Annotated in this window: 22 protein-coding genes; 7 read left to right on the forward strand and 15 right to left on the reverse strand. The window is 65.0% G+C overall.

Features of this window, described 5'->3' with window-relative positions; all coding sequences use genetic code 11:
- The first annotated feature begins 6 nt into the window (after positions 1-6).
- Positions 7-504: a transcription elongation factor GreB gene (gene greB / locus ACL9RJ_RS30275; protein ID WP_017128020.1), complete on the forward strand. Its 498-nt coding sequence runs from the start codon at positions 7-9 to the stop codon at positions 502-504.
- 158 nt (positions 505-662) lie between these two features.
- Here the strand turns inward: greB and ACL9RJ_RS30280 are convergent, their stop codons facing one another.
- The 3 genes from ACL9RJ_RS30280 to ACL9RJ_RS30290 all read right to left on the reverse strand — a co-directional run bounded on the left by ACL9RJ_RS30280 (position 663) and on the right by ACL9RJ_RS30290 (position 3,192).
- Positions 663-971, reverse strand: coding sequence for a class I SAM-dependent methyltransferase (locus ACL9RJ_RS30280; protein ID WP_017128019.1), 309 nt, complete (start codon positions 969-971; stop codon positions 663-665).
- A gap of 246 nt (positions 972-1,217) precedes the next feature.
- Positions 1,218-1,652, reverse strand: a complete 435-nt coding sequence (locus ACL9RJ_RS30285; RefSeq protein ID WP_017128018.1) for a DoxX family protein — start codon at positions 1,650-1,652, stop codon at positions 1,218-1,220.
- 103 nt (positions 1,653-1,755) lie between these two features.
- Complete coding sequence (locus ACL9RJ_RS30290) at positions 1,756-3,192, reverse strand: transglycosylase SLT domain-containing protein (protein ID WP_103032962.1); 1,437 nt, start codon at positions 3,190-3,192, stop codon at positions 1,756-1,758.
- A gap of 249 nt (positions 3,193-3,441) precedes the next feature.
- On the opposite strand from ACL9RJ_RS30290, the gene ACL9RJ_RS30295 reads away from it, so the two are divergent.
- The 3 genes from ACL9RJ_RS30295 to ACL9RJ_RS30305 all read left to right on the forward strand — a co-directional run bounded on the left by ACL9RJ_RS30295 (position 3,442) and on the right by ACL9RJ_RS30305 (position 6,131).
- Positions 3,442-4,248, forward strand: a complete 807-nt coding sequence (locus ACL9RJ_RS30295) for a TatD family hydrolase (RefSeq protein ID WP_017128017.1) — start codon at positions 3,442-3,444, stop codon at positions 4,246-4,248.
- 86 nt (positions 4,249-4,334) lie between these two features.
- On the forward strand, positions 4,335-5,813 hold the full coding sequence (locus ACL9RJ_RS30300) for a methyl-accepting chemotaxis protein (protein ID WP_017128016.1): 1,479 nt from the start codon (positions 4,335-4,337) through the stop codon (positions 5,811-5,813).
- Positions 5,814-5,897: 84 nt separating this feature from the next.
- Positions 5,898-6,131 (forward strand): hypothetical protein, encoded by a 234-nt coding sequence (locus ACL9RJ_RS30305; RefSeq protein WP_017128015.1) that lies wholly within the window; start codon positions 5,898-5,900, stop codon positions 6,129-6,131.
- Between the two features lie 327 nt (positions 6,132-6,458).
- On the opposite strand, the gene ACL9RJ_RS30310 is transcribed toward ACL9RJ_RS30305, so the two are convergent.
- The 6 genes from ACL9RJ_RS30310 to ACL9RJ_RS30335 all read right to left on the reverse strand — a co-directional run bounded on the left by ACL9RJ_RS30310 (position 6,459) and on the right by ACL9RJ_RS30335 (position 12,449).
- Positions 6,459-7,256, reverse strand: coding sequence for an acyl-CoA thioesterase (locus ACL9RJ_RS30310; protein WP_017128014.1), 798 nt, complete (start codon positions 7,254-7,256; stop codon positions 6,459-6,461).
- Between the two features lie 149 nt (positions 7,257-7,405).
- Positions 7,406-8,170 carry a CHAD domain-containing protein gene (locus ACL9RJ_RS30315; RefSeq protein ID WP_017128013.1) on the reverse strand — a complete coding sequence of 255 codons (765 nt, stop codon included), beginning with the start codon at positions 8,168-8,170 and terminating at the stop codon, positions 7,406-7,408.
- A 6-nt stretch (positions 8,171-8,176) separates the two neighbouring features.
- Positions 8,177-10,147, reverse strand: coding sequence for a transglutaminase TgpA family protein (locus ACL9RJ_RS30320; protein ID WP_422765940.1), 1,971 nt, complete (start codon positions 10,145-10,147; stop codon positions 8,177-8,179).
- The gene (locus ACL9RJ_RS30325) at positions 10,144-11,127 is read right to left on the reverse strand and encodes a DUF58 domain-containing protein (RefSeq protein ID WP_422765941.1); all 984 of its coding nucleotides are present in this window, start codon (positions 11,125-11,127) and stop codon (positions 10,144-10,146) included. The genes ACL9RJ_RS30320 and ACL9RJ_RS30325 overlap by 4 nt, the downstream gene beginning before the upstream one ends.
- Entirely contained in the window at positions 11,097-12,014 is a 918-nt protein-coding gene (locus ACL9RJ_RS30330) for an AAA family ATPase (protein ID WP_017128010.1), read from the reverse strand. The genes ACL9RJ_RS30325 and ACL9RJ_RS30330 overlap by 31 nt, the downstream gene beginning before the upstream one ends.
- Positions 12,015-12,170: 156 nt before the next feature.
- Entirely contained in the window at positions 12,171-12,449 is a 279-nt protein-coding gene (locus tag ACL9RJ_RS30335) for a hypothetical protein (RefSeq protein ID WP_017128009.1), read from the reverse strand.
- Between the two features lie 195 nt (positions 12,450-12,644).
- On the opposite strand from ACL9RJ_RS30335, the gene ACL9RJ_RS30340 reads away from it, so the two are divergent.
- A complete protein-coding gene (locus tag ACL9RJ_RS30340; RefSeq protein WP_017128008.1) occupies positions 12,645-13,685 on the forward strand; it encodes a patatin-like phospholipase family protein in 1,041 nt (346 codons plus the stop codon).
- 169 nt (positions 13,686-13,854) lie between these two features.
- Here the strand turns inward: ACL9RJ_RS30340 and ACL9RJ_RS30345 are convergent, their stop codons facing one another.
- From ACL9RJ_RS30345 to kdpF, 6 genes are all read right to left on the reverse strand, one after another.
- Positions 13,855-14,550, reverse strand: a complete 696-nt coding sequence (locus ACL9RJ_RS30345) for a response regulator (RefSeq protein WP_017128007.1) — start codon at positions 14,548-14,550, stop codon at positions 13,855-13,857.
- A gap of 36 nt (positions 14,551-14,586) precedes the next feature.
- Positions 14,587-17,238: a sensor histidine kinase gene (locus ACL9RJ_RS30350; protein WP_103032963.1), complete on the reverse strand. Its 2,652-nt coding sequence runs from the start codon at positions 17,236-17,238 to the stop codon at positions 14,587-14,589.
- A 145-nt stretch (positions 17,239-17,383) separates the two neighbouring features.
- Entirely contained in the window at positions 17,384-17,935 is a 552-nt protein-coding gene (kdpC, locus tag ACL9RJ_RS30355; RefSeq protein ID WP_103032964.1) for a potassium-transporting ATPase subunit KdpC, read from the reverse strand.
- 131 nt (positions 17,936-18,066) lie between these two features.
- Positions 18,067-20,121: a potassium-transporting ATPase subunit KdpB gene (gene kdpB, locus ACL9RJ_RS30360; RefSeq protein WP_042936277.1), complete on the reverse strand. Its 2,055-nt coding sequence runs from the start codon at positions 20,119-20,121 to the stop codon at positions 18,067-18,069.
- Between the two features lie 10 nt (positions 20,122-20,131).
- Positions 20,132-21,841, reverse strand: a complete 1,710-nt coding sequence (gene kdpA / locus ACL9RJ_RS30365) for a potassium-transporting ATPase subunit KdpA (RefSeq protein ID WP_017128002.1) — start codon at positions 21,839-21,841, stop codon at positions 20,132-20,134.
- Between the two features lie 11 nt (positions 21,842-21,852).
- The gene (gene kdpF, locus ACL9RJ_RS30370) at positions 21,853-21,942 is read right to left on the reverse strand and encodes a K(+)-transporting ATPase subunit F (RefSeq protein ID WP_017128001.1); all 90 of its coding nucleotides are present in this window, start codon (positions 21,940-21,942) and stop codon (positions 21,853-21,855) included.
- Between the two features lie 364 nt (positions 21,943-22,306).
- On the opposite strand from kdpF, the gene ACL9RJ_RS30375 reads away from it, so the two are divergent.
- Both ACL9RJ_RS30375 and ACL9RJ_RS30380 read left to right on the forward strand, forming a co-directional pair.
- Positions 22,307-23,071: a response regulator gene (locus tag ACL9RJ_RS30375; protein WP_017128000.1), complete on the forward strand. Its 765-nt coding sequence runs from the start codon at positions 22,307-22,309 to the stop codon at positions 23,069-23,071.
- Positions 23,071-24,129 carry a sensor histidine kinase gene (locus tag ACL9RJ_RS30380; RefSeq protein WP_103032965.1) on the forward strand — a complete coding sequence of 353 codons (1,059 nt, stop codon included), beginning with the start codon at positions 23,071-23,073 and terminating at the stop codon, positions 24,127-24,129. Before ACL9RJ_RS30375 ends, ACL9RJ_RS30380 begins: the two co-directional genes overlap by 1 nt.
- Positions 24,130-24,170 lie beyond the last annotated feature (41 nt).

Raw genomic sequence — 24,170 nt, forward strand, 5'->3', positions numbered from 1 at the left:
TCGACGATGAGCCGTTACCGCCCGCCCCGCACCGCCGGCACCGCCCTGATCACCCCCGAGGGCGAGGCCCGCATGCGTGCCGAACTGCACGAGTTGTGGCACGTGCGGCGGCCACAGGTCACGCAGTCGGTCAGCGAGGCGGCCGCCCAGGGCGATCGTTCGGAGAACGCCGAATACACCTATGGCAAGAAGATGCTGCGCGAGATCGACAGCCGCGTGCGCTTCCTGACCAAGCGCCTGGAAAACCTCAAGGTGGTCGGCGAGCGCCCGAGCGACCCGAACAAGGTGTACTTCGGGGCCTGGGTGACCATCGAGAACGAGGACGGCAAGGAATCGCGCTACCGCATCGTCGGTCCCGACGAACTGGATCTCAAGCTGAACCTGATCAGCATCGACTCGCCCCTGGCCCGCGCCCTGATAGGCAAGGCGCTGGATGCCGAAGTCCGGGTCATGACACCGACTGGCGAGCAGTTGGTGTACATCACCGCCATCGACTATCCCTGAAGACACACTGATCGATCCCCCGAAACTGTCGATCGTTCCCCCGCTCCGCGTGGGAATACAACCCGTGACGCTCCGCGTCACAGATCTACAGCGGACGCAGAGCGTCCCGAGAGGCATTCCCACGCGGAGCATGGGAACGATCATCACCTAGTCTTTGTTCAGCGCCGGGTAATCAGGCCCTGGCGCGCCACCCGGGTCAACTGCCGGATGACCGCTTCGGCCTGCTCGGCCGCAGGCGACTGGATCACCGCGAGGTCGAAACTGTTATCGGCAAAACGCTCCAGGGAATCACCGTCTTCGACGAACTGGATCAGGAACGCCGAGGCACGGCCCTTGCGCCGTGGCCAGCCATCGAGATAACGCAGCAGCGTCGGCTGGTGTTTGCCGCCCAGGAGGATTTTCGGATTGCGATCGGGAAGGTTGGCCGTGATCGGCGCCAGACGTACAACGGGGCGTGGGTTGTTCAAAGTGCGTGTCTCCGCCTCAACGATCTGCCGGGCAGGTGTGAGGCAACACCGAACCAGCGCTTTAGCGGTATTTCGAAGCCTGGATCAGGCTTCTGTCGGAGATCGTTCGACTCCCCTGGCGCCCCGCAAGTAGCTGTTTAAATCGGCGCATAATCAATATCCTAGAGAACCGCGCGGGCCGCTGTCAAGAATCGTGCCCAACGAAAAAGGCCCGCTGCTGCGGGCCTCATCGAACCATCCTCGCGCCTACCTGGCGATGGCCGCGTCGGCCGAGAGCTTGCCGGCCCCTTCGAACAGTACCGCGATCGTGCCGCCGAGCAGGGCCAGGGCGAACTCGTAGCCGTTGTTGGCCATGAACAGGCCGTTGTGGATATGCACCGAGAAGATCGCCACCAGCGAGAGAAACGCCAGGCCCAGTGCCGCCGGGCGCGCCAGCAGGCCGATGATCAGGGCCAGGCCGCCGAAGAACTCGGTGCCGCCGGCCAACAGGGCCATCAGGTGACCTGGTGCCAGGCCGATGCTTTCCATCCATTGCGCGGTGCCCGCCAGGCCGTAGCCGCCGAACAGGCCGAAGAGTTTCTGCGAGCCGTGGGCGGCGAAGATGATGCCGACGAAGATCCGCAGGACAGTCAGGCCGTAGCCGGCACGGGTGCTCAGAACGCGTTGGGTCAGTGTGCTCATGGGATGAATCCTTATTCAAATGTCGGGTTGATGGGCGTCATATTAATCAGTTTATAAAATGACAAAAGCGCAAAAACCGCTGTATAACCATCGAATTTATCGATTACTTCCGTGAGGCAATTTTTCGCCCGTTGCCTTCCAGCGCATGGCCTTCCAGGGAGCCGCGCTCCCGGTCGAATGCCAGGTAGTACTTGTTCACACTGTTAACATAGTTGACCGAAGCCATTCCTACCTGCTCCATCGCCACCCGTTCGACCTGGAAGAACCACTGGTTGGGATTCAGGCCACGCCGCCGGGCTTCGGCCCGCATGCCCTGGACCCGCTCCGGCCCCATGTTGTAGGCCGCGAGGACAAAGGCCATGCGTTCGCGCTCGTTGAGCTTGGGACTGGAGAAGAACTTGCGCCGGATCATCGCCAGGTACTTGGCCCCGGCCTGCACATTGTTATCGACATTCTGGATATTGCCGACGCCGACCCGCTGCGCCGCCGAAGGAGTGATCTGCAACAGCCCGGTGGCACCGCTCGCGCCACGGGCATTGGGGTCCAGCGTCGATTCCTTGAACGCCAGCGCCGCCAGGTTCAGCCAGTCGATACCCTGGGCCTGGGCATGACGTTGCAACACCGGCCGCAGCTTCTCGAGCTTTTGCCGATCGGACCTGGCCAGCGGGTAATGCACCTGATACAGGCGCCGGTAGATCCGCAGGAATGCCACATCCTGGTCGGAAGGCGATTTGTAGGTCTTGAAAAAGCGGTCGACGCTGGCCAGCAGCATCGACGCGTCGCGTCGCACGAACCAGTGCATCTCCCCCGGCTCGCTGACCAGCACCTGCTTGTCGAAGCGCAACTTGGGCATGATCTTGGCCCAGCGCTCGGCAATCGGCTGTTCGACGATGGTCAGGTGGAAAATGCCGCCCTGGACCATCTCCAGCACATCCTCCACGGCCAGACTCGGATCGACCCACTCGATCTTCACCGGCGGCAACTTGCGCAGCGCCAGCTTCTGGTTGATCTGGTTCACGGCATCGCCGGCGGCGCTGCCGGTGGTCAGGGCCAGGGTCCGGCCGGAAAGCTGTTCGAGATGGCTGAAGCGTTTTTCGCCCTTGAGCCCCACCAGCAGCAAGGGCACCGGATTGCCGATCGGCTCGCTGGCACTCACCGCATGCCCGGGCTGCGCCTCGAGCAATTCACCGGGCGCGACCAGGTCCCCTTCCCCACGCTGCAACGCAGCGAGCAACTGGTCCTTGGCCTTGGGAATGATCTTGAAGGTGATTTCCTGATTGTCGCGGGCGTGCCCGTTGAGATACAGCTCGAAGGCGCGCAGCCGGTGGTACTCGACGCCGATCGCTTCGCCCTGGACTTCCCCGGAACTGTTGCGGCTCTGGTTGACCAGCACCCGCAGAACCCGGCTGCCGCGGATCTCCGCCAGGTCGCGGACCTTGCCCGGCTGGCCGATTTCCAGGGGACCGGCCAGGCGCGCGACCGCCGGCAGCGGCAGCAGCAAGGACAGGCACAGCAGGAGCAACAGCGAGGGTCGCTTCATCCGTTCTCCGGAAAGAATACTGTCCCGTCTCAAGCGTCATGACGTGACGTCATTGCTTGATAGGGAGCGACAGAAATCGAGCGTCTTTGAACGCAAAAAAGTGCGGAAGACTGGCACAGCAACGGAGGTGGTGCCAACCGATGCTTTCTTCCGGCTTTAAAAGACAGTCATAACTCGTTGTAGTTCTTGGTTTTTATTATAAATCTACAGCTCTGATATGCTTTCCGGCCTGTGGCCTGAGGTAGCACCATGCAACTCATCGATATCGGCGTCAACCTGACCAACCCCAGTTTTGCCGGAAAACACCAGGAAATACTGGACCGCGCCCATGCCGCCGGGGTCTGCCAACTGGTCCTCACCGGCACCAGCATCGAGGGCAGCGAGCAGGCCCTGGAGCTGTGCCGAACCCTGGATGAAAGCGGTCGCCAGTTGTTCGCCACCGCCGGTATTCACCCCCACTCCGCCAGTGACTGGAGCGCCGACAGCGCCGCTCGTCTGAAAGCCCTGCTCAAGGAGCCGAACGTCTGTGCGGTGGGTGAGTGCGGACTGGACTTCAACCGGGATTTCTCCCCGCGCCCGCAGCAGGAGAAGGTCCTCGAAGAACACCTGGCCCTGGCGGTGGAGCTGCAGTTGCCGGTGTTCCTCCATGAGCGCGACGCCAACCCGCGCCTGCTGGAGATCCTGCGCGACTATCGCGACCGCCTGCCCGCCGCCGTGGTGCATTGTTTCACCGGCGAGCAACGGGCCCTGTTCAGCTACCTCGATCTCGACCTGCATATCGGCATCACCGGCTGGATCTGCGACGAACGCCGTGGCACCCACCTGCATCCGCTGGTGAAGGAAATTCCCCGCGGGCGCCTGATGCTCGAAAGCGACGCACCGTACCTGTTGCCCCGCAGCCTGCGGCCGAAACCGAAAAACGGTCGCAACGAACCGGCCTACCTGACCGAAGTGCTGCGGGAAGTCGCGCTGCATCGCGGCGAAAGCGAAGCCGACCTGGCCGCCCATAGCACCGCCTGCGCCCGGGCGTTCTTCGGCTTGCCGTCGATTGCTTGATCCATATCAAGAAGCCTCTTCCTGAGTAGCGGCACAATAGTGGCACCTTGCCAAAATTGTTTCCGCTCAATCAGAGAAGACCTTCCATGGGTGCCTGGCTCAGCAACATCTCATTGAAATACAAATTCTGGGCCGTCAACGCGGTGGCCTTCGTCACCACGCTGCTGCTGGTGCTGTACGCGGTACAGCTCGAACAGCAGGCCCGCACCGATGCTTCGCGCAGCGCCGCCCAGGCCCAGGCGCGCCTGCTGGCCGCCTGGCCCGCCACCCAGGCCCTGCCCGAGGGCGACAACCTGTTGCTGTTCCAGGCTGGCCAGACCCCGACCCTGAACGGCCAGATGCTGCCGCGCCTGAGTGACGCCCAGGGCTGGGTCGCCTACGACTACATGCCGCTGTTCGGCGAGAACCCGTTGCTCGGTGCCGAGGTCGTCAACCACGGCAGCCAGCGGGTAGCCGTGCTCGCCCATGCACCGAGCCTGGCGCAGGTGTTCAGCGAGCGCTTCGCCAACTACGCCATTGCCGTGTTCATCCTGATGCTGGCGATGCTCGGCGCCTCGCAGTTGCTGATCCGCTTTCTGCTCAGCCAGCTCAATACCCTCAAGGACGTGATGCTCCACGTCGAGAAAACCGGCGACCTGTCGGCCCGCGTGCCGCTGGCCTGCAAGGATGAAGTCGGACAGATGGCCAGCGCCTTCAATGCCATGCAGGCCGGCTACCAGCGTGTGGTCGGCACCGTCGCCCGCACCGCCGCGCAACTGGACGTCGGTGCCGCGCGGCTGGCCTCGAGCATGAACGATGTGCGCCACGGCATGCTCGGCCAGCAGAGCGAGACCGACCAGGCCGCCACCGCGATCAACGAGATGTCGGCGACGGTCTATCACATCGCCCAGCACGCCGGCGCCACCCGCGATCTCTCGCAGACCGCCGACACCCTGGCCGGCAGCGGCCAGGCGGTGGTCAGCCGGGTGCAGCAATCGATCGCCGGACTGTCCAGCGGCGTGCAGCAGACCGCCGAGATGATCCAGCGCCTGGCCGAGGACAGCCAGAAGATCAACGGCGTGGTCAGCGTGATCCACAGCATCGCCGAACAGACCAACCTGCTGGCCCTGAATGCCGCCATCGAAGCGGCCCGGGCCGGGGAAATGGGTCGCGGTTTCGCGGTGGTGGCCGATGAAGTGCGCAACCTGGCCAAGCGCGTGCAGACCTCCACCGACGAAATCACCACCATGGTTTCAGCCCTGCAGTCCGGCACCCGCGATGCCGTGGACTTCATGCAGGAGAGCTCGTACAAGGCCGATGACTGTGTGCAACAGGCCCAGGAAGCTGGCGCGGCCCTGGCCGAGATCACCGGTGCGGTGGCACAGATGCGTGAAAGCAACACCCAGATCGCCGTGGCCGCCGAGCAGCAGAGCCAGGTCGCGGAGGAAATGAACCGGGCGGTGGTGAGCATCCGCGACGTCACCGAGAACACCGTGCAGCAGACGGTGGACTCGGCCACCACCAGCAATGAACTGGCGACCCTGGCCGGTGAGCTGAGCAAAGCCATTGGCCAGCTCAAGCTATAGAATCGATAGCAAGAGTTGATTCGCCGCCGAGGTTTGCCCGGCCTATCCTTGGTTCATCGAAAACATGAACCAAGGAGCATAACCATGGGCAAACGTCACCCCCACCTTCCTGCCTGGCAATGGCGCGTTGCGCCGAACACTTCGAACGACGGCACCCGCGAAGGCATGCATCTGCTCTCGGTGATCCTGTTTGCCCTGGCCTTCCTGCTGGTCGCCTCGGGCGTGTTCAGCGAAGACCCGACCAACGTGGCCATCGGTGTGATCGGCCTGGTGGCGGCCTACAGCCTCAGGCGCAAAGGGCATACGCTCGAAGCCTGAACCTTTCCTTGCCGATCATTGTCGATCGTTCCCACGCTCCGCGTGGGAATACGGCCCGTGATGCTCCGCGTCACCTGTAGAGCGGACGCAGAGCATGGGGACGATCTGGTGGTGTGGGAGTGGGCTTGCCCACGAAGAGGCCGGTACATCCGCCACATTTCCCGTGGCACGAACATCGTCTTCGCGGGCAAGCCCGCTCCCACAACAAGCCCGAGCATGGGAACGATCTGGTGGTGTGGGAGTGGGGTTGCCCACGAAGAGGCCGGTACATCCGTCACATTTCCCGTGACACGAACATCGTCTTCGCGGGCAAGCCCGCTCCCACATTCAGCCGAAAACGGTCACGGTCTGCCGGCTCAGGGCGATCAGCCGATCGTCCGGACTCCACAGCGCCGCCGCCACATGCCCGTAGCCGTCGCGGGCGTGCTCGATCACCGCCAGGTACTTGCACCAGTCCAGGGTATCGAGCGCCAGCAACGGCTGGACGAACTCCACGGTCCAGGTCAGGGTGCTGCCCGCCGCCAGCTTGTTCAGGTGCGGCAACAGCGCCGGCGGCCAGGCGTCCACCAGGGCCAGCAAGTGGGCTTCGGTCAGGGGTTCCTGCTTGACGTCGCCGCGCAGGCGAACCCAGCCGCCCATTTCCCGGGATGTGTTGCCGGTGAACGGAAAGCCACCGACACCCCAGCGCATGGCCAGGTGGCGCATGAACTCCGGTGTCACGCCCTTGACGTAGGGCAGTTCCTGGCACTTGTCCCAGTGCTTCATTTCCGGGGCCGGCTCGGCGCCCACGTCCACCGCCGATTCACGGGACGCACCGAAACTGCCCTGGACCAGGGTCACCACCTGGCCCTTCTGCACCGCCCGCCCGAGCACCTGGCTGACCGCCTTGCCTTCGCGCAGCACCTCGACTTCGAAGGTCACCGGGACTTCCGGTTCGACCGGACCGACAAAGGTCACCGCCAGTGAACGCAACGGACGCTCGGCCGGCACGCGGGCACGCAGGGCTTCGTACTGCAGGGCCACCACCAGGCCGCCGAACGTGGCGCGCCCCTGCCCCCATTCGGCCGGAATGGTCAAACCCTGCGGGTCGCGACGGACCTCATCAAGCAAATCTGAAAAGCGCATGCACACCTCGGCTGGCGAAAAATTCCCTGGGCCCTGGCGCGAGCCCTGCGGCTCGAAACCAGGACAGGGATGAATCTTAACCAGCCCGTCCGCGGGATACAGCGCTCATACCGGCCAAACAGCCTGTCAAACAAGTCAGTTGCAGCCGGTCAGTTGAAACAGGTCTCGCTCAGCCGATCGAGTACCCGGTCGGCCTTGCCCTCGGCCCGCGCCATGGCGCTGCGCCAGCCACTCACGCAAGGCTGCAGGTCCGGCTGCTGCTCGGCCTGCAACAACCATTGCCAGCAATCGTGCCAGTCGCCAAGCGCCTCCTGGGCCGCCTTGAGCTGCTTCAACGCCGGCGCCGGCAGGCGATCCAGTTCCGGGTAGGCCTCGGCGGCGTAACGCACCCGCTTGATCAGCAGGCGCAGGCGATGGCGGTCGTGCATCGGATCATGCAGCGCCTGGTCGAGAGCGTCCCACTGTTTCGCCAGGCGCTTTTCGATGCGCTTGCGCAACCCCCTGAGCAGCCCCTGATACTGCGAGGCACGCAAGAAACGCGGGAAGGCATCGAGGGTGCTGAAGAGGTTCTTCAGCTCATCGCTGCCCGCCACTTTCCAGTAATCCTCGGACAACTGCGCGGTCCGCCGGGCCGCCGCGACATGATGCCCCTGCCGGTGCAGATAGGCCGCCAGCACCTCGCGATCGCGGATCGGCGTGGTCAGCCGCCCCACCTCGGCCGCCGCCTGCTCCAGTTGCTCGACACCCGGCAACCCGCGCAACGGCCGCAACAGGCTGCGCAGGCGTCGGACGGTGGTGCGCAGGTCATGCAGCCCCTCGTCATCGGTCAGCGCATCCACCCGCGCATGACAGGCCAACAGGCGTACTTCCAGGCTCAGCACCTGAGCCACCAAGCGATCTACCAGGACCGACATCGACACTCACTCCCAAATCGAACTTCCAAGACTGCGACGCAATGACCGCAACACCTGTTGCAATGCATCCATCGACGGGATCTGGTCAGCATAGCGCTGCCTGATGAACAACCGGGTGAACTCGCGGATAAGCTCGGCCTGGCGAGGCAACTGCCGGGCCGCGCGCTCGGCGAACGCCGCCGGGCCCTCGCCCGGCTCGCGCACCAGGCCGCGGCGCGCCAGCAGTTTTTCAAAGGCCGCGAATAGCCGTAGCTGCGGGTCGGCCTTGGCCTGCCAGGGACGCAACAACCACAACGCCAGCAGCGCCAGGATCAACACCAGGCCGACCGGCAGCATCAGCCCGGCGAGATCGCCGAACCAGCGTCCCATCAGTTTGAACTGCTGCTCGCCCTGATACCCCAGGACCCAGCGCTGCCAGCCGTAATTGAGATTATCCCAGCCCAGGCGCAACTCATTGAGCCAGGTCAGATGGCGGTAGCGCAGCGGCGAGAAAACCGAAGCCCCGGGCGCACCTTCATCCGCGGCCAGGGCCTGCTCCAGGCCCTGGTCGATCCGTTCCGGCGCCACCGCGTAGGTCGGATCGACACTGCGCCAGCCCTGTCCGGCCTGCCAGTATTCGACCCAGGCATGGGCGTCGTACTGGCGCACGGTGAGGAAATTGCCCGCCGGGTTCAACTCACCGCCCTGGTAACCGGCCACCACTCGCGCGGGGATACCCGCCGCGCGCAACACGTAGGTCATGGCACCGGCAAAATGCGCGCAGAAGCCCTGGCGGCTGTCGAACAGGAAGGCATCGATACTGTCCGCGCCCAGCGTCGGCGGCTTGAGGGTGTAGTGATAGGGCTCGTCGTGAAAATGCGTGAGCAGTGCCGCCACCAGGTCCCGGGGCTGTGGATAACGTTGCCGCAGTTCCGTGGCCCACTGCCGGGTGCGCGGGTCGCCCTGGGCGGGCAGTTGCAGATCCTGGCGCCGGGCCCGCTCGTTGAGCTGGAGATCGCGCGCGACCTGCGGCCAGGAACTGGCCCGGTACAGCAGCGCCTGTTGCACCGGGCGCTGGTGCTGCAGGCGATAGTCCGCCAGTTGGCGCACATCGCCCTGGTCGCTGCTGGCGACATCCAGGGTCGGCAGCCAGGGCTTGCCGCTCGGCTGCAGGATCACGCTGTAGCGCCAGGGCTCGCCACTGGCCTGCCATTTCGGCGCAGGACTGAAAGACACGCCCGGCGACTGGCTCCAGCGCTGGCCATCGAACTGCTCCAGGGTCAGGGCGCGCCAGTACAGTGCCCGACGCGGCGGCAGCGGCCCCTCGAAACTGGCGCGGAACGCCAGTTCGGCGGAACGGCCGAGCTCGGCCACCTCGCCGGGCGACATGCTCTCCGCAAGCCCGGTCATGCCCTTGTCGCTCGGCAGCGGCAAGGACCACAACGGCGCAATGCGCGGGAAAAACAGGAACAGCAGGAGCATCAGCGGCAACGCCTGCGCCAACAGGACCGCGGCCAGCTTCAGCGTGGCCGCCGGGCGGGTGCCGGGGCCCTGCTGCAAACCGATCAGGGCCGCCAGCAAGGCACCGACCGGCAAGAGGCTGTAGGCCGCCCACGGCAGGCTGTCTTCGAACAGGTAGGCCACCGCCACGCAAAACAGCCCGAGGAAGATCAGCACCAGCGCATCGCGACGGGTCCGGGTCTCCACCAGCTTGAGGATAAACATCGCCACCAGCAGCACGGCACCGGCATCCAGGCCGATCAGGCTCTTGCGCGAGAGCCAGATGCCGGCGATGGTCGCAACCAGCAACAGGACTTCCAGCACCTTGCCGGGAAACCGCGCCCGCATGCGGTAGACCTGGATGCGCCAGATCGTGCAACCGAGCCAGAACGCGACCATCCACACCGGCACATGCAACCAGAACGGCAGCATCACCAGGGCCTGGGCCACCAGCAGCCAGACCAGGCTGGCCCGGGAAATCAGCGGCGCACTGCTCATGGGTTTTTCCCGAACAGCGCCAGGGCCCGCAGGCAGGCCTCGCAATGGGCCGCGCCGGAATCCGTGGCGAACCGCTGCCCGGGCAACTGCAAGGCGAACGGCTCCTGGCGCCGGGAAAACTCCAGTACCCAGTAGCACAGACGCGACAGGCGCTGCTCGACATCACCACCCAGCGCGAGGAAATCCAGGCAGCGCTCGCGCCCCTCAAGGCGGGCGAAGTCCTTGATCAGCAGCCCCTGGCCTCGGGAATAGGCCTTCCAGTGCAAGCGTCGCCAGGAATCGCCGGGCTGGTAGGACTTCAAGCCCTGGTAGTCATCGACACCCTGGCCGTGGGCCCGCACGCCTTCCTCCTGCTCATCGTCGGGCACGCTGGCGAGGCTCGGCAGCTCGCCTTCCAGGGGCTGTGGATAAACCAGCACCTGCTGGCCGAGATCGACCCAGCTCCAGGTCCGCAGGATGCCCAGGGGGAAGCTGCTGCGCACGCCGATACGCGGAGCCGGCAACCAGCCGCGGACCTGGGTCGCATGCGTCAGTTCCAGTTCGCAGAATCCCGCCGGCGGCACATCCACTACCTGTGTCGGCGGCGTCGACCAACCCAGCTGGATTGCCTGGTGGCTTTTCCCTGCACTTTCCAGGCGCACGACAAAACGTGCCTCTTCACCGACAAACACCGCCGGCCCGACCCCGGCGCTCAGCACCAGACCACTGAGGTTGCGGTAGGTATGCAGGATCGCTACGACGAACACCGACAACAACAGGAAACACAAAGCGTAGGCCAGGCTGTTCTGGTAATTGATCGCCACCAGCAGGATCAGCAGCAACAACGCCGCAAAGACACCGCCGGCGCGATTGGGCATGATGAAGATGCGTCGCTGGGTCAGTTCGATCCGTGCCGAGGGCGGCAGGCGCCGGCCCAGCCAGGCCTGCCAGGCGGCCCGCAGTCGGCCGGTCAAAGCGCCGGCACCTCGCGCAACAACCATTGCACCAGCGCACCACCGCCCAGCCCGGCCGGATCGGCGCGCTCGCGCAGGCGATGGCTGACCACCGACGGCAGCACCGCCTGGACATCTTCCGGAATCACATAGTCACGCCCGGCCAGCAACGCCCAGGCCCGGGCCGCGGCGAGGATCGCCAGGCTCGCCCGCGGCGAGAGGCCCCAGGCGAACTGCGCTTCACTGCGGGTCGCGCCGACCAGGCGCAACACATAGTCCACCAGGGCATCGCTGGCCCGGACCTGCTTGACCTCCTGCTGCAACGCCGCCAGTTCGTGGTGACTGAGGATCGGCTGCAATTGCGGCAACAGGTCCCGGCGCGAGGCCCCGAGCAGCAGTGCCTTTTCCGCCGCCCGGGCCGGATAGCCGAGGGACACGCGCATCAGGAAGCGGTCCAGCTGCGACTCGGGCAAGGCAAAGGTGCCGCCCTGGCTGGTGGGGTTCTGCGTGGCGATGACAAAGAACGGCGAGGGCAACGGGCGGGTGGCGCCTTCGATGGTCACCTGCCCCTCCTCCATCGCTTCGAGCAACGCGCTCTGGCTCTTGGGCGTGGCGCGGTTGATTTCATCAGCCAGCACCAGCTCGGCGAAGATCGGCCCCGGGTGGAAGACGAAACGCCCGCTGTCCTTGTCGAACACCGAGGTGCCGAGGATATCGCTGGGCAGCAGATCGGAGGTGAACTGGATACGCTGGAAGCTCAGGCCAAGCACCTTGGCCAGGGTGTGACTGAGGGTGGTCTTGCCCATGCCGGGCAGGTCCTCGATAAGCAGATGGCCGTCGGCCAGAAGACAGGTGAGGGCCAGGCGAACCTGGGCATCCTTGCCCAATACCACCTGGTTGACAGCCTGCAGGCAGGCTTCCAGTTTACTGCGCATAGGCAGACATCCAAACGCGGGGAGACGCCGGGAATACTACATCCTTTGCCCGCTCAATGATCGCTCCCATGCTCTGCGTCGCAGAGCGGACGCGGAGCGTCCGGCGAGGCATTCCCACGCAGAGCGTGGGAACGATCCTCGACCATCCTCAGAGACTCAACGCCCGGCGCGCGACTCGCGGATGTAGAAACGCGCCTTCTCGGCCTTGGCCGAACAGCCCTCGTAGGCTTCGAACTGTTGCTGGGTCTTGGCCCCGGTCAACAGCGACAGGGCCTTGGAGTAACTCACGGTGCCGGCAAAGCCTTCGGCCTTGGCCAGGTCAAGCTCACGCCAGGCGGCATCCAGCTGGGTTCCGCAGCTCTCGCGGTAGGCCGTCTTGCCCGCGCAACCCGCCAACGCCAACGCAATCAATGGCACACAGATCCAGGCTTTCATCGATGACACCTCAAGATAAAGAAACAGTCGTGCAGATTATGACGGTGCGCCGGGCAAAAAGTGCCTTGCCCTGCTCTACAAGCTTAGCTAATCAATATGAAGATAAGGCGCATTCGCCTGATCGGGCACACGTGGCGATTGTACCCCGGTGCCGGGTAAGCGCATTGTTAGCAACCGGCCGTTAAGGAATCCATGATGAAGAAGCGTGTCGCATTGGTGTTGGGCTCGGGTGGGGCCCGGGGTTATGCCCATATCGGGGTGATCGAGGAAATCGAACGACGTGGTTATGAAATCGCCTGCATCGCCGGTTGCTCCATGGGCGCGGTGGTCGGTGGTATCTACGCCGCCGGCAAGCTCGACGAGTACCGCAACTGGATCGAAAGCCTGGACTACCTCGACGTCCTGCGCCTGGTGGACGTGAGTTTCCGCCTGGGGGCGATCCGTGGCGAAAAGGTCTTCGGCCAGATCCGCAAGATCGTCGGCGAGATCAATATCGAAGACCTGCGCATTCCCTACACGGCCGTCGCCACCGACCTGACCAACCAGCAGGAAATCTGGTTCCAGGAAGGTTGCCTGCATCAGGCCATGCGCGCTTCGGCGGCGATCCCCAGTCTGTTCACGCCGGTCATGCAGGGCAATCGCATGCTGGTCGACGGCGGCATCCTCAACCCGCTGCCCATCGTGCCGGTGGTGTCCAGCCACTGCGACCTGATCATCGCCGTCAACCTCAACTCGACCAACCAGAAGCACTATCAACTGCCGGTGATCCAGCGCCCGCCGGCCTTCAAGAGCCGCTTCAACAGCCTGCTCAGTTCCATGGGATCGCGCCTGCCGTTCCGACGCAAGCAGGCCGAGGAACTGCTGCGCCTCGAACAGCAGACCCTGGCCGCCGAATCCGCGGATATCGCCAATCCCTGGCTGGAATCGGCGGAACCCGAGGCCCAGCAACCGGCGGCGGCACCACAGGCCGCCGGCGCGCCGAAGTCCGCCACCGGTTCGTTCATCATCGACAATGTCGGCCCGGCTTCGCTGCTGGACCTGATCAACCAGAGTTTCGAGGTGATGCAGACCTCGTTGGCGCAATACAAGATCGCCGGCTATCCACCGGATATCCTGATCAACGTGCCCAAGCGCGTGTGTCGCTTCTTCGAGTTCTACAAGGCACCGGAACTGATCGCCCTGGGTCGCGAGATTGCCCGCGACACCATGGATCGTTACGAGGAAGACCGGCGCTGAGGCTGCACAATCTGTGTTGGGGGTTGAGCAGGCCCCCTGTGGGAGCGGGCTTGCCCGCGAAGCCTTTCGCGATCTCAGGGGCCTCTTCGCGGGCAAGCCCACTCCTACACAAGCCGATTCCTGCATAAGCCCTGCACACGTCAGCCGATTCCCGGCAGGAAAGTGCCGTTCAACCCTGGCTATCGAGCAGGCGATAGCCGACACCGGCCTCGGTGACGATAAAGCGTGGCTGGGTCGGATCGTCCGCCAGCTTCTGGCGCAGGTGCCCGACCACGATCCGCAGGTAGTGACTGTCCTCGGTATGGGTCGGCCCCCAGATATCCTTGAGCAGTTGCTGCTGGGTGATCACCCGTCCGGGATGGCGCGCCAACTGGGCGAGCACCGCGTACTCCTTGCGCGTCAACGCCACCTCGGCACCGTCCAGCAGCACCCGCCGATAGGCCAGGTCCACGGTCAGCGGACCGAACTTCAGGGCGGCTTCCTGGGTTTCACCGCTGGGCGCCTGGCGCAGCAAGGCGCGGATTCGCGCGAGGAACTCCTGGATACCGAAGGGCTTGGTCACATAGTCATTGGCGCCGCCGTCCAGGGCCTGGACCTTCTGCCCTTCGCTGGCCCGCACCGACAGCACCAGCACCGGCGCCGTGGACCATTCGCGAAACTCGCGCAGCACCTGCTGGCCGTCCATGTCCGGCAGGCCGAGATCGAGTACCAGCAGGTCGGGCTTGTTCAGCGCGGCATGGGCCAGGCCTTCGGTCCCCGTGCCGGCCTCCAGCACCTTGTAGCCCTGGGAGGCGAGGCTGATGCGCAGGAACTTGCGGATCTGCGGTTCGTCGTCGATGACCAGGATGGTCGAGGTCTGGCTCATGGTTGAAACATCGTGGCGAGGGTTCGCCAAAGCATATCAGGCTTCACTTTCAAATCCCGGTTGCTCCTGCAAGGGAAGGAATAACGTAATACAGGTGCCACGGCCGTCGATACCGTCATCGACGCCGATATGCCCGCCGTGGGCGCCGACCATGCCCTGGCAGATCGCCAGGCCCAGGCCGGTGCCCTGGCCGCCGCGATCGCCACGGGCGGCGGTGTAGAACATATCGAAGATCTTCGCCCGCTCCTCTTCCGGGATCCCCGGGCCTTCGTCGCTGACGGCAAAGAACAGCTCGCTGTCGGTGGCCCCGGCACGCACCTGCAGGCGACCATGCTGCGCGGAAAAACGCGCGGCGTTTTCCATGACATTGATCAGCGCCTGTTCGATCAGCGCCGCATGCACGTAGAGCAACGGCAATTCCGCCGGCACCTCGGTGCTCACCTGCAACGGCGCGAGGACCGCCCGCAGGCGGTTCAGCGCGCTACCGACGATGTCCGCCGGCGACACCCAGTCCCGCGCCAGCTTCAGCGCGCCATGGCCCAGGCGCGTCATGTCCAGCAGGTTCTGGATATAGCGGTCCAGCCGCTCGGCCTCGTCGCGGGTGCCTTCCAGCAGTTCCTGGCGATCGGCCAGGGGAATCGCTTCGCCCAACGCCAGCAGGCTGTCGATACTGCCGCGCATCGAGGTCAGCGGTGTGCGCAGGTCGTGGGACACCGACGCCAGCAAGGCACTGCGCAACTGCTCGGTTTCGCCATGCAGGCGCGCCGCCTCGAGGTCGTCGGCCAGTTGTGCCCGGGCCAGGGCCTGGGCCAGCGGCTGGCTGAGGGCGGTCAGCAGGCGACGGCGCTGGCCGGTGAGCTGCTGGCCTTCCCGCGGACGCACGCCAAGCAGCGCCAGCGGCCCCTCTTCCACCGACAACGGCCACCACCACCAACTGCCGGAAGGCAAGGTGCCGGTGCCCATCCCCGCCGGCTGATCGTGCTGCCAGGCCCAGTCGGCCGCCGCCCGTTCGAATTCGGAAAACTGCAACGGTCCGCCGGTCTCGACCTTCCAGCCGCCCTGGCCATCGCGGTTGAGCAGGCACAGCTCCAGCTCCTCCCAGCCACTGAGATGCTGCGACGCGGCACTGATCACCGCCTGGCGGTCGGTGGCGGCGGTCAGCTTGCGCGACAGGTCGAGCAGCTCGGTGGTTTCTTCCTGGGTATCGCGCAGGGCCTGCAATTGCCGGCGCTGGCGTGCCGCCAGGTTACCGGTGAGTGCCGCCATCATCAGGAAGAACAGCAGGGTCAGCACATCCTCTTCACGCTGGATGGCGAAGGAGAAGTTCGGCGGGATGAACAGGAAGTCATAGGTCAGGAAGGACAGCACCGCGCAGGCCAGGGACGGGCCGAGACTGCTGCGCACAGCCACCAGCAGCACGGCGGCGAGAAACACCAGCGAGATATTCGGTAACGGCAACACACTGGCCACGCCCCAGGCCAGGGCGCTGGCCAGCACCGTCGCCAGCAGCGCCAGCAGGTAGTCGAGCCAGACCACGCTCTGCGGCTCGCGCACGCGCGGCTGGCGTTGCTCTTCCTGGCTGTCGAGGACGTTGATTTCCAGGCCCCGGGCATTGCGCAACAGCCGCGCCGCCAGGCCACCGCCGAACAGCCGACGACGCAGGCGCCGGCGCGACTGGCCGACCAGCACCAGGCTGGCCCGGCGTTCGGCGGCATGCTGGATCAGGGTCTTGGCCACTTCCCCGGCCCGCAGCAGCACCACTTCGCCGCCCAGCCGTTCCGCCAGTTGCTGGGCACTCTGCAGGCGCAGTCGCGATTGTTCGTCGCGGGCCCTGCCGTTATCCACATGCACCAGGCTCCAGGGCAGGTGCCGGCGTTGCGCGACCCGGCTGGCGTGACGCACCAGGCGCTCGGCCTGGGCATCGCCGTCGACCCCCACCAGCAGGCGTCCACGAATGGCCGGCGCGGCCTGGCCGAGGGTCCGGTAGCCCTGGGCCAGATCGTTGTCGACCTGGGCCGCGGCGGTCTGCATCGCCAGTTCGCGCAGGGCGGTGAGGTTGGTCTGGGTGAAAAACGCATCGATCGCCGCCCGCGCCTGTTCCGGCACATAGACCTTGCCGTCGCGCAGGCGCTCCAGCAGTTCCCGGGGCGGCAGGTCGATCAGCAGCAGTTCGTCGGCCTCCTGCAGGACCCAGTCGGGCAGGGTCTCGCGCACCTGCACCCCGGTGATCCCGCGCACCTGGTCATTGAGGCTTTCCAGGTGCTGGACATTGACCGTGGTGAACACGTCGATACCGGCGGCCAGCAGTTCCTGGACATCCTGCCAGCGCTTCACATGGCGACTGTCGGGGGCATTGCTGTGGGCCAGCTCATCGACCAGCACCAGTTTCGGCCTGGCCTTGAGCAGACCGTCGAGGTCCATTTCCTCCAGCACCACGCCACGGTACTCGGAGCGCACCAGGGGTTGTTGCGGCAAACCACCGAGCAGGGCCTCGGTTTCGGCCCGGCCGTGGGTTTCCACCACCCCGGCGATCAGTTTCACGCCCTGGCGCAACTGCGTATGGGCGGCCTGCAACATTGCGTAGGTCTTGCCCACGCCCGGGGCGGCACCGAGGAACACCTTGAGCCGGCCACGACCGTCGCGGGGCAGTTCTGCTAACAGCGCGTCGGCGCGACCGGAATCACTCATGTCTTGGGGTCTCACTTGTGGAGCCGAGCCCCCTTTGTAGGAGCCGGCTTGCCGGCGATGCGATCATCTGGCCAACATTATTGTCGCCTGGAAAATCGCCATCGCCGGCAAGCCGGCTCCTACAAGGGAGGTTGTGCTTGTAAGGTTATTTCGCGATATCAGCCAGCGCCGCATTCAATGCAAGCACATTGACCACCGGCGGGCCAATCAGCGGTTGTTCGATATGCGCTTCCAGCAATTTCTCGACGGTCGCCGCCGGCAGGTTGCGCGCCTGCGCCACCCGCGCCAGTTGATAGCGAACCGCCGCCGGTGGCAAGTGCGGATCGAGGCCGCTGCCAGAGGTGGTCAGCGAAGCCAGCGGCACCGGGCCCTGGCCGGGCACGGCCTGCTTGGCCGCGTCATCGAAAATCCGCGTGGCCAGCGCCGGGTTGCTCGGCGACAGGTTGCTCGCGCCACTGGACACGGTGGCAAAGGCCCCCGCCGAAGGACGCGGGTGAAACCAGGCATCACCGGTGAAATCCTGGGCGATCAGGGCTGAGCCGCGCACCTTGCCATCGGCATCGCGCACCAGGCTGCCATTGGCCTGTCCCGGGAAAACCGCCTGGGCCACGCCGGTGACCACCAGGGGATAGGCGACACCGGTAATCAGGGTCATCAACACCAACAGGCTCAAGGCCGGACGCCATACAGTAGACATGTTCAATTCCTCGAATTCAGGGAGATGATCGTTCCCACGCTCTGCGGGAGAACGATCGACTGCAGGAGCCAGGGGCCTCATCGCCGGCAAGCTGGCTCCCACAGTTTTCATACGCGGGCAAACCCGCAAACTCACACCAGATGCAACGCCGTCAGCAGCAGGTCGATGGCCTTGATGCCCACGAACGGCACCAGGATCCCGCCCAGGCCATAGATCAGCAGGTTGCGCCGCAGCAAGTGCGCGGCACTCGCCGCCTGCACCCGCACACCGCGCAGCGCCAGCGGGATCAGCACGACGATGATCAGGGCGTTGAACACGATCGCCGAGAGAATCGCGCTCTGCGGACTGGCCAGCTGCATGATGTTGAGCACGCCGAGCTGTGGATAAATCGCCGCGAACAGGGCCGGCAAGATCGCGAAGTACTTGGCCACGTCGTTGGCAATCGAGAAGGTGGTCAGTGCACCGCGGGTCACCAGCAACTCCTTGCCGATCTGCACCACGTCCAGCAGCTTGGTCGGGTCGCTGTCGAGGTCGACCATGTTGGCCGCTTCCCGCGCGGCCTGGGTGCCGTCATTCATCGCCATGCCGACGTCGGCCTGGGCCAGCGCCGGGGCGTCGTTGGCGCCGTCGCCGCACATCGCCACCAGGCGGCCGTCGTTCTGCTCCAGGCGGATGCGCGCCAGTTTCTTCTCCGGCGTCGCCTCGGCCAGCACGTCGTCCACCCCGGCTTCCGCGGCAATCGCCGCCGCCGTCAACGGGTTGTCGCCGGTCACCATGACAGTACGGATCCCCAGCTTGCGCAGTTCGGCAAAGCGGTCGCGGATCCCCGGCTTGACCACGTCCTTGAGGTGGATGGCGCCAAGCAGCTTGCCATTGGCGCAGACCAGCAACGGGGTACCGCCGCTCTGGGCGATCTTGTCGATCTCCCGGGACAGCGCCGATTGCAGGTCGCCGCGTTTCTGGCCGATGAAGCTCAACAGTGAATCCACCGCGCCCTTGCGATAGATCCGGCCTTGATGGTCGACACCCGACAGACGTGTCTCGGCGCTGAACGGCACCGCGATCAGTTCCGTCGCGGCCGGTTCCTGTTGTGGATAAAGGTCGCGCAGGTATTCGACGATCGACTTGCCTTCGGCGGTGTCGTCGGCCAGCGAGGCCAGCAAGGCCCCCTCGGCCAGTTCGCGGACATGCACGCCCGGGGCCGGGTGGATCGCGGTGCAGCGACGGTTGCCGAAGGTGATGGTGCCGGTCTTGTCCAGCAGCAGCACATGCACGTCACCGGCGGCTTCCACCGCCCGACCGGACTTGGCGATCACGTTCAGGCGGACCAGGCGGTCCATCCCGGCGATACCGATGGCCGACAGCAGGCCGCCGATGGTGGTCGGGATCAGGGTCACCAGCAGCGCCACCAGGAACACCAGCGGCAGATTGCCGCCAGCGAAGTGGGCGAACGGTTGCAGGGTCACCACCACCAGCAGGAAGATCAGCGTCAGGCCGATCAGCAGGATGTCCAGCGCGACTTCGTTGGGGGTCTTCTGGCGCTTGGCGCCTTCCACCAGGGCGATCATGCGGTCAAGGGTCGATTCACCGGGGTTGGCGGTGATACGCACCAGCAACCAGTCGGACACCAGCCGGGTGTTGCCGGTCACCGCCGAACGATCACCACCGGACTCGCGAATCACCGGAGCCGATTCACCGGTAATCGCCGCCTCGTTGACCGCCGCGATACCTTCGATCACCTCGCCGTCACCGGGAAGCATTTCCCCGGCTTCGACCCGGACCACGTCGCCTTTGCGCAGGCTGGCGGCAGGCACCACCTGGAAGCTGCCGTCGGCCTTCTTGCGCCGCGCGCTGAGACCTTCGCTGCCGGCCTTGAGGCTGTCGGCGCGGGCCTTGCCACGACCTTCGGCAAGGGCCTCGGCGAAGTTGGCGAAGAGCACGGTGAACCACAGCCAGAGGGCAATCTGCGCGGACACGTAGGTCGGTACGGCCGTATCGGGCACAACGCAGAGGATCGTGGTCAGGATCGCGGTCAGTTCCACCACCAGCATGACCGGCGCCCGTTGCAACTGACGCGGATCGAGCTTGACGAAGGCTTGCACCAGCGCCGGACGCCACAGATCGGCGATCGCGGTCTTGGGCTGTTCGACGACAGCAGGTTTTGTTGCGGGAAGAGGCATGTTCATCATCAGGTCCTCAGCTCTTGAATCCAAGGGCAGCCATACTCAAATGTTCTGCAATCGGCCCAAGGGCCAGGGTCGGCAGGAACGTCAGGCCACCCACCAGCAGGATGGTCACGGTCAGCAGGGTGACAAACAGCGGGCCATGGGTCGGGAAGCTGTTCTGGCCGATCGGTGCGGTCTTCTTCATCGCCAGGCTGCCGGCCAGGGCCAGTACCGGGAGGATGTAGCCGAAGCGACCGAGCAGCATGCTCAGACTCAGCATCAGGTTGTGGAACGGGGTGTTGGCACTGAAGCCACCGAACGCCGAACCGTTGTTGGCACTGGCCGAGGTGTAGGCATAGAGCAACTGGCTGAAACCATGGGCGCCGGGGTTGCTGATCGCGCCGGCCGGGCCTGGCAGGCTGGCGGCAATCGCGCCGAGCACCAGGGTGCCCACCGGCATCACCAGCAAGGTCACCACCAGCAGTTGCACTTCCTTGGCCTGGAGCTTCTTGCCCAGGTATTCCGGAGTACGACCGATCATCAGGCCGGCAAGGAACACCGCGATCAGGACGTTCAGCAGCATGCCGTAGAGGCCCGCGCCGACACCGCCGAAGATCACCTCGCCGACCATCATGTTGGCCAGCGCGACCATCCCGCTCAGCGGGCTGAGGCTGTCGTGCATGGCGTTGACCGAACCGTTGGACGCCGCCGTGGTGGCCACTGCCCAGAGTACGGTGCCAGTAGTGCCGAAACGGCTTTCCTTGCCTTCCATCGGCGCGCTCTGTTCCACCACCGGGTTGTTCAGGGTCGGGTTCGGCTGGTACTCGGCGTACAGCGAGACCGCGCCACCGATCAGCAGCAGGGCCATCATGCAGGCCATGATCGCGCGGCTCTGGCGCAGGTCCTTGACGTAGTGGCCGAAGGTGAACACCAGGGCCGCCGGGATCAGGATGATCGAGACCAGTTCGAACAGGTCGCTCCAGGCCGTCGGGTTCTCGAACGGATGCGCCGAGTTGACCCCGAAGAAGCCACCGCCGTTGGTACCCAGTTGCTTGATCGCGATCTGGCTGGCCGCCGGGCCGAGGGGGATCACCTGGTCAGCGCCCTGCAGGGTCACGGCGTTGACGTAGTGGGCAAAGGTCTGCGGTACGCCCTGCCAGACCAGGAACAGCGCCAGCACCAGGCACAGGGGCAGCAGGCCATAGAGGGTGGCGCGGGTCATGTCGACCCAGAAGTTGCCCAGGGTCGCCGCCGAACGCCGCCCGATACCACGGCACAGCGCGACCAGCACGGCCAGACCGGTGGCGGCGCTGACGAAGTTCTGCACGGTCAGGCCGACCATCTGGCTCAGGTAGCTCAGGGATGCCTCACCGCTGTAGCTCTGCCAGTTGGTATTGGTCATGAAGCTGATGGCGGTGTTGAACGACAAAGTCCACTCCAGACCCGGCAGGTTCTGCGGGTTGAGTGGCAGGTACTGCTGGAACAGCAGGATCGCGAACAACAGGAGGAAACCCGCCAGGTTGAAGACGAGCAAGGCCAGGGCATATTTCTGCCAGCTCTGCTCGGCCTTTTCATCGACCCCGGACAGGCGATAGCAAGCCCGCTCCACCGGCCCGAGCACCGGGCTCAGCCAGGTACGCTGACCTTCCATCACCTTGTAATAGAAGCGCCCCAGGAAAGGGGCCGGGACCAATACCAGCGCCAGGAAGGCCAGGATCAGCAAATAGTCATAACTGTGCATAACCGCCGCTCCTAGTTCCGATCCGCGCGCAACAGCGCAACCAGTAGATAAATGAACAGTGCCACTGCCAGCAGCAGTGACACCCCGTCCAGAATGCTCATGGGATTTCTCCGTGGTACGGCGATTGCCGCGTGTGGAGTCATTGTCGGAAGGAAGGCTGTAAAGGAACGAGAGCGACGCCCGGGGCGATGCGTAAAGAAGGCGTAAAGACTGAGTTTACGTAGGCATTACGCCCTAGAATCCGCAGGACGCCGACGCTGCCCCGCTCCCGACAAGGCTGCTGGCGTCCCCGGCTTTGTATCGACGCCGATACACAACCGACAACCGGCCAACACCCGGCGCCTGTAGCTTCTGGCGCAGCTACACTTGAAATGGACTCCCCGCCTTCGGGCCGGGGCTCTATCGTGCAACAATCTCGCGAGGGCCTCTGGTGCTTCGCGGCTTTACCGGCAGATAACCACACGCATGCAGAACACTCCCGCTCCTCTGGCTGATGTCAACAAGCCGCTCTCTCCGGGCGATGACAGGCGCTGGAATGTCCGCGCGCTGATCGTCGACGACGATATCCCGATCCGTGAACTGCTGATCGACTACCTGGCCCGCTTCAGCATCCAGGCCATCGGTGTCACCGACGGCGCCGCGATGCGCCAGGCGCTGCAGCTGGAAACCTTCGACGTGGTGGTCCTCGACCTGATGCTTCCGGGCGAAGACGGTTTGTCGTTGTGCCGCTGGCTGCGTGCCGAATCGGATATCCCGATCTTGATGCTGACCGCCCGCTGCGAACCCACCGACCGCATCATCGGCCTGGAACTGGGCGCCGACGACTACATGGCCAAGCCCTTCGAGCCGCGCGAGCTGGTGGCGCGGATCCAGACCATCCTGCGTCGGGTGCGCGACGACCGCACCGAACAGCGGGCCAATATCCGCTTCGACAACTGGCGCCTGAACAGTGTGCTGCGCCAGTTGATCGCCGACGATGGCCTGGTGGTGCCGCTGTCGAATGCCGAGTTCCGCCTGCTCTGGGTCTTTATCGAACGCCCGCGCCGGGTGCTCAGCCGCGAGCAGTTGCTCGACGCCGCCCGCGGTCGCTCGATCGAAGCCTTCGATCGCAGCATCGACCTGCTGGTCTCGCGTCTGCGACAGAAACTCGGTGACGATCCGAAATCGCCGCAGTTGATCAAGACCGTGCGCGGCGAAGGCTATCTGTTCGACGCGAGAGACATCGGCTGATGCGCCCACGCTTCAACACGCTGTTCGGTCGTTTGTTCGGCGTGTTGTTGCTGGCCATTGTCCTGGCCCACCTGCTGGCCTTCCTCTGGTTCCGTCATTACGGTGGCGGCCCGCCGCCACCGCCGCCTCGTCCCCCGGCGGGCATGTCGGAAAACTTCGACCCACGCTTCCCGCCGCCGCACATGCGCGGTCATCGACCGCCACGGCCGTGGTTTGGTGGGCCGGTGGTGCCCCTTACGTTCCAGTTGATCGCCCTGGTGATTGCCGCCTGGTACGGGGCCAAGCTGCTCGCCCGGCCGATCCAGCGCCTGAGCGATGCGGCCGAGCGCCTGAGCGAAGACCTCAACAGCCCGCCGCTTGACGAAACCGGTCCGCGGGAAGCCCGGCAGGCAGCCGCGACGTTCAACCTGATGCAACAACGCATCCGCGAACAGGTACAGCAACGCGGGCGGATGCTCGGGGCGGTGTCCCATGACCTGCGCACGCCGTTGTCGCGCCTCAAGCTGCGCCTGGAGCAGATCGACGACGCCAGGCTGCAGGGCCAGATGCGCCAGGACCTGAACGACATGATCGGCATGCTCGACGCCACCCTGAGCTACCTGCACGAACAACGCACCAGTGAAGCCATGCAATGGATGGACGTGCAGGCGCTGGTGGAGTCGATTTGCGAAAACGCCCAGGACCAGGGCGCCCAGGTCCGTGCCAGCGGCCATTGCGCGCCGCTGCTGGTCCAACCCATGGCCCTGCGTTCCTGCCTGAACAATCTGATGGACAACGCCCTGCGTTATGCCGGCGATGCGTTGATCACGCTGGAGGACAGCCGGCGGCAGTTGATCATCCGGGTCATCGACCACGGCCCCGGCATCGCCGCCGAAAAACGCGAGGCGGTGTTCGAACCCTTCTATCGCCTGGAGGGCTCGCGCAACCGCAACTCCGGTGGTGTCGGCCTGGGCATGACCATCGCCCGCGAGGCCGCCCAGCGCCTGGGTGGCGAATTGACCCTGGAAGAAACCCCTGGCGGCGGCCTGACCGCCGTGGTCGCCCTGCCCCGCGCCTGATCGCTGTGTGTACCAGCCGGTACAAAGCCCACATACCCTCG

It is taken from the genome of Pseudomonas sp. Mn2068 (assembly GCF_049319725.1).
Classification (GTDB): Bacteria; Pseudomonadota; Gammaproteobacteria; order Pseudomonadales; family Pseudomonadaceae; genus Aquipseudomonas; species Aquipseudomonas gingeri.